This is a genomic window from Lysinimonas soli, from assembly GCF_042655435.1.
GTDB lineage: Bacteria > Actinomycetota > Actinomycetes > Actinomycetales > Microbacteriaceae > Lysinimonas > Lysinimonas soli.
Genome location: NZ_JBHSMG010000005.1, coordinates 1 through 12269 on the forward strand (window position 1 = coordinate 1; position 12269 = coordinate 12269).

At 64.7% G+C, this 12269-nt stretch carries 11 protein-coding genes; 6 read left to right on the plus strand and 5 right to left on the minus strand.

The window, feature by feature from the left end; translation table 11 throughout:
- A partial coding sequence (locus ACFPJ4_RS14135; RefSeq protein WP_386741253.1) for an integrase core domain-containing protein occupies positions 1-175 on the plus strand: 175 nt, incomplete at its 5' end.
- On the opposite strand, the gene ACFPJ4_RS14140 is transcribed toward ACFPJ4_RS14135, so the two are convergent.
- The 3 genes from ACFPJ4_RS14140 to ACFPJ4_RS14150 all read right to left on the minus strand — a co-directional run bounded on the left by ACFPJ4_RS14140 (position 176) and on the right by ACFPJ4_RS14150 (position 3994).
- Complete coding sequence (locus ACFPJ4_RS14140) at positions 176-1765, minus strand: hypothetical protein (protein ID WP_386741100.1); 1590 nt, start codon at positions 1763-1765, stop codon at positions 176-178.
- Positions 1766-1847: 82 nt separating this feature from the next.
- Complete coding sequence (locus tag ACFPJ4_RS14145; protein WP_386741101.1) at positions 1848-2828, minus strand: glycosyltransferase family 2 protein; 981 nt, start codon at positions 2826-2828, stop codon at positions 1848-1850.
- Positions 2825-3994, minus strand: a complete 1170-nt coding sequence (locus ACFPJ4_RS14150; RefSeq protein ID WP_386741102.1) for a glycosyltransferase family 2 protein — start codon at positions 3992-3994, stop codon at positions 2825-2827. The genes ACFPJ4_RS14145 and ACFPJ4_RS14150 overlap by 4 nt, the downstream gene beginning before the upstream one ends.
- 11 nt (positions 3995-4005) lie before the next feature.
- Here ACFPJ4_RS14150 and ACFPJ4_RS14155 point away from each other — a divergent pair, with 11 nt between their 5' ends.
- The 3 genes from ACFPJ4_RS14155 to ACFPJ4_RS14165 all read left to right on the plus strand — a co-directional run bounded on the left by ACFPJ4_RS14155 (position 4006) and on the right by ACFPJ4_RS14165 (position 7285).
- The gene (locus ACFPJ4_RS14155; RefSeq protein WP_386741103.1) at positions 4006-5055 is read left to right on the plus strand and encodes a glycosyltransferase; all 1050 of its coding nucleotides are present in this window, start codon (positions 4006-4008) and stop codon (positions 5053-5055) included.
- A gap of 65 nt (positions 5056-5120) precedes the next feature.
- Complete coding sequence (locus tag ACFPJ4_RS14160; protein ID WP_386741104.1) at positions 5121-6197, plus strand: hypothetical protein; 1077 nt, start codon at positions 5121-5123, stop codon at positions 6195-6197.
- Between the two features lie 47 nt (positions 6198-6244).
- Positions 6245-7285: a glycosyltransferase family 4 protein gene (locus ACFPJ4_RS14165; protein WP_386741105.1), complete on the plus strand. Its 1041-nt coding sequence runs from the start codon at positions 6245-6247 to the stop codon at positions 7283-7285.
- Here the strand turns inward: ACFPJ4_RS14165 and ACFPJ4_RS14170 are convergent.
- The gene (locus ACFPJ4_RS14170; RefSeq protein WP_386741106.1) at positions 7252-8412 is read right to left on the minus strand and encodes a glycosyltransferase family 4 protein; all 1161 of its coding nucleotides are present in this window, start codon (positions 8410-8412) and stop codon (positions 7252-7254) included. The genes ACFPJ4_RS14165 and ACFPJ4_RS14170 overlap by 34 nt on opposite strands.
- Positions 8409-10025: a DUF2142 domain-containing protein gene (locus ACFPJ4_RS14175; RefSeq protein WP_386741107.1), complete on the minus strand. Its 1617-nt coding sequence runs from the start codon at positions 10023-10025 to the stop codon at positions 8409-8411. Before ACFPJ4_RS14175 ends, ACFPJ4_RS14170 begins: the two co-directional genes overlap by 4 nt.
- A gap of 52 nt (positions 10026-10077) precedes the next feature.
- Between ACFPJ4_RS14175 and ACFPJ4_RS14180 the strand changes: the two genes are divergently transcribed.
- Together ACFPJ4_RS14180 and ACFPJ4_RS14185 are read left to right on the plus strand one after the other, a co-directional pair.
- A complete protein-coding gene (locus ACFPJ4_RS14180) occupies positions 10078-11019 on the plus strand; it encodes an ABC transporter permease (protein WP_386741108.1) in 942 nt (313 codons plus the stop codon).
- Positions 11020-11023: 4 nt separating this feature from the next.
- On the plus strand, positions 11024-12247 hold the full coding sequence (locus ACFPJ4_RS14185) for an ABC transporter ATP-binding protein (RefSeq protein ID WP_386741109.1): 1224 nt from the start codon (positions 11024-11026) through the stop codon (positions 12245-12247).
- The last annotated feature ends 22 nt before the right edge of the window (positions 12248-12269 follow it).

Genomic DNA, 12269 nt, shown 5'->3' on the forward strand with positions numbered 1-12269 from the left:
CCGCACCCTCGCCGACGGCTGGGCCTACTCGCGCCACTACAACTCCGAGTCAGCCCGCCGCGCCGCTCTCCCGGCATGGCTGCACTTCTACAATCAGCACCGGCCCCACACCGCCATCGGGAAGCTCTCACCCATCAGCCGCATCTCAAACAACCTGGCCGGGCACTACAGCTAGTCAGCTACTCGGTACCCGAAAGTTGTAGTTCTCGAACGTCCAGATCTCGCCAGCGTAGTACTGCTCGATGTAGGCCGTTTCTGCAGGGTTCATCGTGTAGAAGTGCTGCTGGTACCGCGGGCTCCAAAAACGTGCGACCTGGGTAGTAGCCGCGGCGCTCGTGCCTTCGGGGTACACGTAGAAATCGACACCCTCGTAGGACCACACATGGCTTGCGTACCGGGAGACAACCGCATCTCTCTCCTGCTGGCTAGCAGTGAAAAAGTGGCCCTGAAGGTCCGGACTCCAGAACCGATAGAGCGGTACAGTTCCCGATTCCTGTGTCGCGAAGGCTTGATAAGCGACACCCTCGTACCTCCAGAGTGACGGATAGAGGCGCAGAATCCCCTCGGCTTCGGTCACGTTCATCGTGAAGAAATGATCATTGCTGCTGGGGAGCCAGAAGCGGAACACGTTCTGCTCGGCAAGCGGAGTGATGACGTTGACCGATGGGTTGCCATGGTTGAAATTGATGACGTGCAGATTGCCACTCATAGTGTCCAATCCCGCGACGAAGGACTGAGCGCCGACCTGCAGTTCTTCAACAAACGATTTCGTCGCTGCGCTGAAGACGCTCACCATGCCGAGCGCAACGCCCGGGCCCGTCGGACCGGCAGGGTCGGTGAACGCACTGGTAGATGAGAGCCCATAGACGAGACTCCGTGACTCATCGATGTAGACCGATTCAACTTGGGCGTCGTCGTAAGCGAGCATGGTCGAGGTGACCGCACCTGTGGAGCCGTCTACCCCGTAGATCCCGTATGAAGTGCCCCCGTAGGAATCCCCTCCCGAGAAGCCGACGTACAGCGTGTTGGTCAGCGGATCGACATCGATACCGCTTAGTCGTATGGCACTGCCGTAGTAAGTCCTCTTCTTGACTGCCAGCGTTGAGCCATGGAGCACCGCGATGCTCGCATTGAGGTGATAAGCGTCGTACTCAACAACATCAAGAGTGCCTCGGCTGCGATCAATGGCGAGTCCCTCGACGGCCCCGACGGTGAGAGTGCTGGCAATTGCGCCGAGCGTCTGCCCGTCAAAGGCAGTCAGAACGCCTGGCTCAGTGGAAGGATTGTTGCTGGTGTAGCTGTAGATCGTGCCACTGGCGGTGTTCACCAAGAGCGCATTCACGGTTTCACTTGGGACTCCAGACAGGGCACCAAGGATCGTTCCCGTGGAGGGGTTGATCACCCAGACCTTCGAGCCGCCCAACTCCCCCACGTACAGGCGGTGGGTCTCGGAGTCGAAAGCGAGCGCGTTCGGATCGCCGGGAACGGAGATTGCTCTCATGATCGCATGCGTGGTGAGATCGACGACCTCGACGACACCCGTGTGGTCAGTTGTGTAGTAGACCCCCGCTGAAGAATCGATCACGACCTTGGTTTCGCTTGTGCTCAAAGCGATCGTCGGACTGACCGAGGGCGCCGTGCCGGGAGCCGGTACAGGAGCCGAGACCCGTACCGCGGGCATCGTCGACCCGTTGGCGGGCTCGGCGCCTGCAACAGAGGGCATAGCGAGGCAGGCACCCAGCATCAGAATCAGAATCGAGCGCATTCAGAGTCTTTCTCGAGGTTTTGGCCCATGCTACTGGATCAGGCAAATCACCCATAGGCCGAACGATTGAATGGCATAGGGGTTAGGGTCTCTGCACCAAGTCCCGAGCGATGTCGAGACTCCCCTGACTTGACAACCGCTGGTAGGAGCCGGAACGCAACTCACGCAGCGCAGGCAGGATCCGACGGAACCGGCGGGGGTCGTACCCCGCGCGTACATTCTCAAATGAAGCCTTGCGACGGGCAAGGGCGCGCCAGACCAGCGGGGCACCGAGCTGGTCAAGTCGGGCGGACAGTTCGACCGATCGCGCCGCAAGGACCTGATAGCGCGTTCCCCTGCTCTCTACCATCCGTTGTACTCGGTACCGAAGGGTCGGAGCCGTGACCCCGATGGTGTTCTCGCCGTGCTGTCGGTAATCGATGAGGGGCTGAGGGTCGACAGCAAGTCGTCCCACCGCCGCGGCCACGATCGCCAGCCATTCGTCGTGCACCCAATCCTGGGGGAACGGCTCAGCGGCCCTGAGGAGCTCGCGGCGAAACATTACCGTTGCTCCTGTGACGAGATTCCGCCGGATCAACAGTGCGAAAGCGTGACGACTACCAAGTTGCTCCAACTCACGTGCTCCGACGCCGAGGGCCCCAAACAGAGTGAGAGGCATAGCCACACCTGCCGCGTCGATGAGCCGCGCATCGCTGCTCGCGAGCATCACGCCGGGCTCGTCGAACCGAGTGACAGTCCGAGACAGTCGGTCCGGGCGCCAGACATCGTCTTGGTCGCTCAACGCGATCAAATCGCCGTGGGTGGCAGCGATCGCCCGCTGGAAGTTCTCTCGCACATTGAGACGCGAACCGTCCGCGAGTATCTGCCATCGGACACCCTCGCCGTCCCGTTCGAGCACCCCGCGCGCCACCCGCACGGTGTCATCCGTCGAACCGCCGTCCGACACCACCACTTCGTCGGGCCGACGAGTCTGGGCAAGGATGCTCGCCAACTGCTCGGCGATGAAGCGGCCACCGTTGTAGCTCGCGAGTGCGACCGAGACGACCGGGGCAACGGCAGTCATTGCCTCCGCAGCCCCACCGAGAGGACCCCCAAGAACATTCCGGCCATGACACTCTGTGCCCCGAGGATCATGAGGAGGACGGCGGGAACCGCGATGCGGATGGTCGCCGTCGGGTCGAGAGCGCCGAACCCGCTTGCCGCCCATGTCGAGAACTGAATGATCGCGATCACGAACCCGACCAGGAAGAGCACGACGCCCAGCACGGCGAGGCTCTCCAGGCTGACGCGTTTCTCGAGACGCTCGAAGTTGCGCCCACGTGGGATGTTGAATCCCTCGTGTTGCGCGTAGATCTTCGTCAGCACGGCGAACAACAGACCCTGGTACCCGACGATCGCGAGCGCCACCAAGTAGATCTGGCTCGAGACGTCGAGTCCGATCCCGCCGAGCCTGATCGGACCGAGCATCAGCAGCGCGCTTCCGAGCAAGCCGATGAGCATCAGTACGACGCCCGGAATCATGAACAGCCAGCGTGGGCTGAAGATCAGCAGAAAACGCAGATGTCGCCAGCCGTCCCGCCAGCTCCGAAGGTGCGGTGCACGCGAACGACCGTCCTTCTTCAAGGTGGTCGGCACCTCGCTGACCCGAAGGCCGCTCAAGGTCGACTTCACGACCATCTCGCTCGCGAACTCCATGCCCGTCGTCTGAAGGTGCAAGCCCAGGATCGATGCCCTGTCGAAGCCTCGAAGGCCGCAGTGGAAGTCCTTGATCGGGGACCGGAACAGGAGCCGACCGATCGTCGACAGAACCGGGTTGCCGAGGTACTTGTGCAGAGGGGGCATTGCCCCGGGAGCGATGCCACCCCGGAAGCGGTTGCCCATGACGAGTTGATCCCCGGCCCGCAGGCGCTGCAGAAACCCCCCGAGCGAACCGAAGTCGTAGCTGTCGTCGGCGTCCCCCATGATGACGTACTCACCGCGGGCAGACGTGATGCCGCCGATCAGTGCGCTTCCGTAGCCCTTCTTCGCAATCTCCACGACCCTCGCGCCGTGCTCCTTCGCGATCGCCTGCGAACCGTCGGTGCTCCCGTTGTCGGCGACGACCACCTCTCCGGACACGCCACTCGACGCCAGGTACTGCTGAGCCTTGTCGACGCAGACCGCAATCGTCTCGGCTTCGTTCAAGCAGGGCATCAGAATCGTCAACTCGACGGGAGACGAGGATGGCATGGAGATATCCCTTGGCGGATGGGCGGCACTGCACCCAAATCCTACTCAACGATTGGTGGCGGCCCGTGGCCAGGGCCGCCATGAGAGAGTTGGGCGAGCATCCACCAGCCAGAAGGGCGCCTAGCGTGAAGTTCACCGTGGACGTGATCGTTCCGGTCTACGGCAACTGGAACCTGACGCGGGTCTGTCTCGACAGTCTTGTGCGACAGACGATCCCCCATCGCGTGATCGTTGTCGACGATGCCAGCCCCGATGACACGCTCACACGCCTCGCCGCCGACTACCCGGCAGTCGAAGTGATCGCACTGGAGGTCAACTCCGGTTTCGCCGCGGCGTGCAATCACGGGCTGCGTGCCTCCACTGCCGACATCGTGGTACTGGTGAACAACGACGTCGAGGCGCAACCGACCTTGCTCGAACGCCTGATCGAGCCGTTCGCTGATCCGGCAGTCGGCAGCGCCAGTCCATTGGTCCTCCGTCCGGATGGTCGGATCGACGCCCTGGGGATCACCGCCGACGTCACGATGGCCGGCTTTCTGCGACTGCACGGTGCGCCCGATAACGCGGTCGACGGCCCGACTCAGCGACTTGCCGGGCCTTACGGCGCCGTCGCCGCCTACCGGTCGACGGCGCTCGCGGAGGTCGGGCTGCTCGACGAGGGCATCGTCATGTACGGCGAAGAACTGGACCTCGCTCTCCGTCTGAGTGCTGCCGGATGGAGGCCCGCCGCGGCGCCTGCCGCGCGCGCGGTTCACCTCGGCGGCGCGACATCGGGAAGGGGGTCGACGACGCAGCGGCTTCGAGCCGGCTACGGCCGCGGCTACCTGCTGCGCGCCTACCGTGTACTCCGGCGTCGGCATGCCGTGCGCGCGATCGTGACTGAGTTCATCGTGTGCCTCGGTGATCTCGCGCTGTCACACGATCTCGCGTCCGCCCGCGGTCGTCTGGCGGGGTGGCGGGCTGGTGCCCGCGCCACCCCGCGCACTGCGGCGGTCCCCGACGTGGATGCCTCGATCGGTCTCCTCGCCTCGCTCCGTCTCAGGGTCAGGGCTCGATCGTGAGCGCGCGGGGTGGCGGTCTCCCGGTGCGTCAAGCGTCGCTCTCGGTAGTCAGTCTCGTTGGCGGGGTGTCGTCGGCCGTGGTCCCCGCCGCCATACTCTCCATCGCATCGCACACCTTCTCGACATCCCAGCAGGGCTTCATCTCGGTCACGATCACGGCCTCGACGTTCGTGAGCCAACTGGTCTTCGCTGCGATCGTCGAGGCTCGACTCAGCTCCCCCTTGACGGCCCGCAGGGTGATCTTCCCGCGGTGGCTCGCCGGAGCATCGATCCTGGCCGCCATCGTCGTCGCCGTCGCATTCTCACAGCCGATCGCGCTCTGCGCCGCCCTACCGGTTCTTCTCACATCGCTGGAAGTCGGGCGCGGCGTCTCAGTCGCGGAACGCCTGGACAGCCGAGAAGCCGCCGCCGCGATCCTCGTCGGAGCCGGAGCGCTTGCGGGGGTCGTCATCTCCTACCTGGGCGGCCCGTGGGGCCTCATCCCATTGGCTGTCGGGATCGCCAGCGCCACGATCGTCCGCTCGTCACCGATGCAGCACGCGGCAGTCCCCCCGCAGCCCGGAGTGCGCGCCTGGGTCGTCGCCGATGTCGCGATCACCGGCGTGATCTACCCCGCCCTGAACACCCTGATCCTGCTGTTGATCGGTCCCGTCGGCGCGGTGCTCTTCACCGCGATCTCGACCGTCTCGGGCCTTCTTGCGATTCCCTTGAACTTCATGCGACTGCGGCTTCTCAAGGCCCACTCGTCCCTGGACGTCTGGGTCTCGGCCGCCGCGGTCGCCCTTGCGACGATCGTGATCGGAATCCTCGAGTTCAGCGGGATCCTCGGCTTCGTCTTTCGCGGTTCCTGGACCGTGCCGGCGACCGCAGCGGCTCTCGGGATCGCCTGCCTCTGGCGTGCCGCTTCCCTCGCGACGACCCTGCCGTTCGCTGCTCTTCGCCGGGCCGGACACGTCAAGCTGCTCACTGTTCTTCGGGGATGCTGCGCGCTGGTGACCTTCGGCGCGGGAGTGCTCTCACTCTCGCTGCACAGCCTGACGATCGTGTTCGTCGTGCTTCTCCTGGGAGAGCTCGCCCAAGCGAGCAGCTATGAGATCGCTCGGCGTCGGCTCAGGGCGCGGTTGGGCAGTTCGCCCGTATGACCCGCGTGCTTGTCGATCTTCTGTACTTCACGGGGAGGAAGGGCGGGATGGAGTCCTACGCCCATCAGCTCTACGAACACGCCGGTGATCGCGGAGTCGAATTTGTGGGCCTCGCCTCCACCGAGTTGATGGCGAGGGGCGCACCGTGGTTTCCCGGAGAACTGGTGCCCTCCGGCGTCTCGGGCGAAAGCCGAGTGGCATGGGCCGCCGGCGAGATCCTGAAGGTGTCGGCGGCAGCAACGCGAGCCGGAGCCGACCTCATCCACTGCCCCGCCAACATCGGTCCATGGTCCGGCACGATCCCCGTGGTCCTCACCGTGCACGACCTGCTTCCCTTCCGGCACCCCGAGTTCCTTCCGGGCCCCTACGGCCCTGTGCTGCGGACGCTCGTGCGCCGCGCCGTGGCCCATGCCACCCGGATCATCACGATCAGCGAGCACAGTCGCGTCGACCTCGACGAGGTCCTGCACCCTCGCGCCGCAATCGACGTGATCCCCCTTGCCGGTGGCACTCCGGTCCCGCCGGTGGTGACCCGACGCGAGGGAAGCCTGCTTCTCGCGCTCGGCAATCGGCTGCCGCACAAGAACTTCGAGCGGCTCCTCGCCGCGCTCGCAGGGATTCCGGAATCGGCTCGTCCGACGTTGATCCTCACGGGCGGCGGCGGCGACGACGACCCGTTGCGACAAGTTGTGGCCCGGCTCCGCCTCGAGCGGTGGGTCGAACTCGCTGGCTGGCTGGCACCGGACGAGGTCGAGGCACTGTACGCCCGCGCGACGGCGGTCATCATTCCCACCCTCTTCGAAGGCTTCGGGCTCCCCGTCCTCGAGGCCATGAGCCGCAGCTGCCCCGTCATCTGCTCAGACCTGCCGGTACTCCGCGAACTCGCGGGAGACTCGGCTGTGTACTTCGATCCGCTCCAGACCGATTCCATCTCGACGGCGATCGTGACGACCCTGGCGAAGCCGTCGCTGCTCGCCGAACTCGCCAGCCGAGGCCTCGTTCGGAGCAGAGGTTACTCGTGGCTTCGCACCGCCGAGTCGACGATCGAGACGTTCTATCGGGCTCTGGACCGCCGCCACCGCGAATAGCGCAACAACAACTCGTCGACCGAAGCGCCGAGCCCGTGCGCGACGCTCTCTTGGAGATACCACTGCGCCGTCCTCCGACGCATGGCCCCGTCACGCACGACCCGAACGATCGCCCCTCCGAGGTCTTCGGGGGCGACCGACGAGGCAACCGTGCCGTTCACACCGTCCCGGATCAGGTCGACAGCGGCATTGTCGACGCCCGCGACGACCACACTGGGGACCCCGGCCGCCGCCACCTCTGCGACCACGAGACCGAAACCTTCGCGGGAGGACGGGTTCACTAGGGCCGATGCCCCCGCGACGAGCGCTGCGAGACGGTCGTCGTCAACACGCCCGACCACCTCGGTGAAGGCGGACATCCCGGTGCGCTCCAACTCTCTGTGCAGCGCGGGCGTATCGGGGCCGTCTCCAGCCACGATCAGACGAAGATCGCGAATCGACGATCTCGCAACGGCGAGAGCAGCGGGAAGGGCCGCGATCCGCTTGTCGGGAATGTGACGGCCGACGAAGAGGATGTAGGGCGGAGACGAGGCACTCACCGCGGGGCGCGGTGCGCCTCCGAGATCGACCAGTCCGAGGACCAGCGGATCCATGCCCGCTCGAGTGAGCCTCGCCGCCGTGAAAGAGCTGTTGACCGTGTCGAGATCCGCACAATGCACGCCCAAGGACTGCAGCACGAAGGCAGCCGTGCCCGAGAGCGCGCCGGCGTACCCACGCCACTTCGACCAAGACCACACTTCAAGCCAATCCCCGACCAGCCAGACTCCGGTCCCCCTCAGCGCCAGCCGCACCGCGATGAGCGTGAGAACGGGAAGAGCGCTGGCGACCACGATGTCGTACTCCTGGCGGGTACGGCGCACGTGGCGGTAGCTCGCGAACGCGAATGCCAACGCTCCCGATGTGGTCCTCGCGCCTCGCGCGTCGTAGACGTCGCCGCGCCAGATCCCCTCGACGCCGAATCCAGGGCGAGGAGGGTCCGCCGCGCCCCACAGCTGTCGCGTGAGGTAGCGAACGGTCGCGCCTCGTTCGACGAGAAGCTCGCACAACCTGCGATAGACGCGCTCGCCACCTCCTGTCGTCAGTGGGAAGAAGCTGTCATAGACCACCGCCACGCGCGGGCCGCTCATGGCGAGCCGACGAGCGCGGGACCCGCGCGCTCCTGCCGATGTGCGGCGAGCACCGCGACGCGGATCACCCATGCGGACCAGCCCGCCACCACGAGAGCGAACAGAACAAGGAGCGCGACCCAGCCGAGGGGAGGCTGCCAGCCACGCGCGTGGACGATAGCGAACAGCGGCGCATTCATTCCCACGATGTACCGGTGGAGCGCGATGAAGAACGCCATGATGCTGAAGACCGCGAGCAGCGATGCCGCGATGACGGTGACCCGCACCGAGAGGAAGTCGACGCGGGGGCTTCGAACATTCGACAGAAGCCACCCTCCGATCACGGGAACGGCGAGGTAGAGGAATATCCCGTAGCGTCCCTGCCAGATGATCCCGGTTTGATGCACCGAGTAGCCCTGGACGAGGATGGGCACCGCGAACGCGGCCACGAGCAGCAGGATCATGGTCATCGCACCGCGTCGCCCCGTGGCCATGGCAGCCAGAACCACGACGAGTCCGAATGCCAGGTAGAAGAACGCGTAGAGCGAACCCGGAAGCCAGGTGTCCAGCCAGCCGAACACTCCCGCCGCCTGCTGGAAGTATCCCGAGGTGTTACGAAAGGTGTTCCAGACACCCTGCAGGAAGCTCCCGCCGACCAGGGGCGCATCGGTGGCGCCCGCCTGGCCCGACAGGCTCCCCGTGGCGAGGGTCCACCCGATCGAGAAGATGCCGGCGACCGCGACCACTCCGATCGGAAGATAGCTTCGGCGGGTCATCAATACACGCTTGGCCGCACCCCATCCGACGGTTGCCACGCTGATCGCCACCACGATCACGAGCCAGAGCGGACCAAGGGAACGGGCACAGGCCAGCAACGAGGCTGCGATCACGACCAAGATCCAGAGCTGACGACGCGATAGGACGTCACGATCATCGGGATCGGCGCGGTGGCGGGTGAACAAGCGGATCAGTCCGATCCACAAGGCGGCGGACGCCGCGATTTCAAGCCCTTGCGGGTTGATCATCGCCGCCAGGTACGAGACCATCGGACTCGCGAGGAAAAGCAGGCCGGCGGGCATCCATCGGGATCGCTTTGACGCCATGCCCGCCGTGAATCCCCATGCGAGCAGCGCCGCCGAGAGCAGCGCGCTCACGAGACGCATCGCCATGATGCCGACCGAACCGCCGAAGATGAGGCTCGGCCACCCCACGAGGTAGTAGTAGATCGGGTTGTAGCCGCTCACCCATGTCGCGAAGTAGTTCTGACCGTTCGCGTCGCCGAGCTGCGCCTTGCAGTCCGCGGACACGTCGGGGTGGGCCGCGAAGCAGATGATCTGCGGGCTGTAGCGGTACGAGTCGGGAAGATCGACGACGGGATACGCAGCACCGACCCGCTGGTGACCGGTGATCTCACCACGGAGTTGAGCGATCGCCTTGGTCGCGTGAGCGGTCTCGTCCGGGCCCGACAGGATGGGACTCGCCAACGCCCACAGGGCCGACATGGCCGCCAAGATGAGGAAGGTGGGAACGAACACCCGCCAACCGACGAATGGCCCACGAGTCGGCCGACTCGAGTCGGTCGTTCTCGACTCCTTGAGCTGCGGGCCGGTGCCTCCCGACGCGCGCGAAGTCATGCGTTTAGACTATCTGGCTAGGCGCATGGCCCCCCTGAACGAAAAGACACCCGTGGAATCGACGACTCTCGAAGACCAGCGCAAGCAGGAGCGAGAGCATCACATCGCCGATTCGCCTTTCGTCGATGTCGGCAGGAAGCCGGGGTTCTTCCGCGGAACTCTCGGGTCCCTCTCCGACATCTGGACGTTCCGCGAGTTGCTCGGCCGGCTGGTCCGCCGTGAGATCAAGGCCCGTTACAAGGACAGTTCGCTGGGCATCGTCTGGAGTCTCTTCCGGCCACTCGTCCAGCTGCTGATCTATTTCTTCGCGATCGGCAAGATCCTGGGCGCGGCGAAGTCAGTCCCCGACTACGCGATCTTCGTGTTCATCGGCTTGTCGATCTGGACGCTCTACGCCGAGACCATCACGGGCAGCACCATCTCGATTCTGAACAACGCGGGTCTGATCAAGAAGATCTACCTTCCGCGCGAGATCTTCCCGCTCGCCTCCATCGGCAGCGCGTTGGTCAACTTCGGCGTCCAACTCGTCGTCCTTCTCGCGGGCATTCTCATTCTCAGCCACTTCAGGCTGAGCTGGGACCTGCTGCTGGCACCTGCCGCATTCATCATGATCCTGACGTTCGGCACCGCCCTCGGCCTGCTGTTGTCGGCTCTCAACGTGTATCTCCGCGACGTGCAGCATTTCGTCGAGATCTACCTGATCGTGTTCTTCTGGGTGTCTCCGATCGTCTACCCGATCACGGCCGTCCAGCGCGTGCTCCAGGGCAACTGGCTCGAGCAGATCTACCTGGCGAACCCTGTCACGATGGCGGTCATCGCGATGCAGAAGGCGCTGTGGTCCGGTGGCGCGAGCGGCACGGGAGCCCTTGCGCAGACCTGGCCGGACCACCTCCCGCTCCGTCTTCTCGTCGTCTTCTTGGCGAGTCTCGCCCTTCTCTGGATCTCGCAGCGCATCTTCGCTCGGCTCCAGGGCAACTTCGCGCAGGAACTGTGATCTCGTGACCGTACCCACGATCGTCTCCGTCTCGGACGTCTCGAAGAGGTTCACCCTTCACCGTCACAAGTCGCTCAAGGAGCGGATCGTCAACCGCGGAACCGAAAGGGCCCACCGCGAGGACTTCTGGGCGTTGCGCGACATCAGCTTCGACATCCCGTCCGGGAGCACTCTGGGCCTCGTCGGCCACAACGGCTCCGGCAAGAGCACCTTGCTCAAGGTGATCGGCGGCATCATCGAACCGTCCTCGGGAACGGTGAGACGGCGGGGCCGCATGGCGGCGCTGCTCGAGTTGGGTGCTGGATTCCATCCCGACCTCACCGGGCGCGAGAACGTCTACCTCAACGCCGCGATTCTGGGACTCACACAGAAGGAGATCGATCGTTACTTCGACGCGATCGTCGACTTCTCGGGTATCGAACCCTTCATCGACACGCAGGTCAAGTTCTACTCGTCGGGGATGTACGTTCGGCTCGCATTCGCGGTGGCCGTGCACGTCAACCCGGATCTCCTGCTCGTGGATGAGGTGCTCGCCGTGGGCGATGAACCTTTTCAGGCCAAATGCATGGACAAGATCGAGGAATTCCAGCGCGAAGGCCGAACCATCGTGGTCGTCAGCCATTCGGCGGCGCAGGTCGCACGTCTGTGCGACCGCGTCGTGGTGATGAATCATGGCGAGATGGTCTTCGACGGCCCGCCCGCGGATGGCCTGCACGTGCTTCGATTCGGTTACGACGAGCAACGTCGCATCGACTCCCTGGGCGAGGAACTGGCGCTGGGGTCCAATTCCCACCAGAATCCCGCGATGATCACCGACGTTTCGATCGTCTCGGATCAGCCCGCCGACAAGAAGTCAGTCGCGACCGGCGATGACATGCGGGTCTCGTTCTCGTACGAACTGACCAAGTCGCACCCTCCGCTGGTCGCCGAGATCTCGATCGAAACTCCCGAGGGCGAGCCGATCTACCGGTTGAACACGGCCGACACGGCAACGGTCATCCCCGACACGGCGGGACAGCACGTGATCGACTTCGCCTTCGCGCGCGTCCCGCTCGGCGTCGGAGAGTACTCGTTACGGGGCAATCTCGAGACCCGAGAAGGCGTCTCGCTCGATCGTTCGCTGTCGTCCTCGTCCTTCTCCGTGACGGGCGCCGTGCCCAGTACCGGCTACCTCACGATGGATGTCGAGGTCGCGACGCGCTCCGATACCTTGAACCCCACAGGGTGACCCCCTGAACTGGCGGCAACCC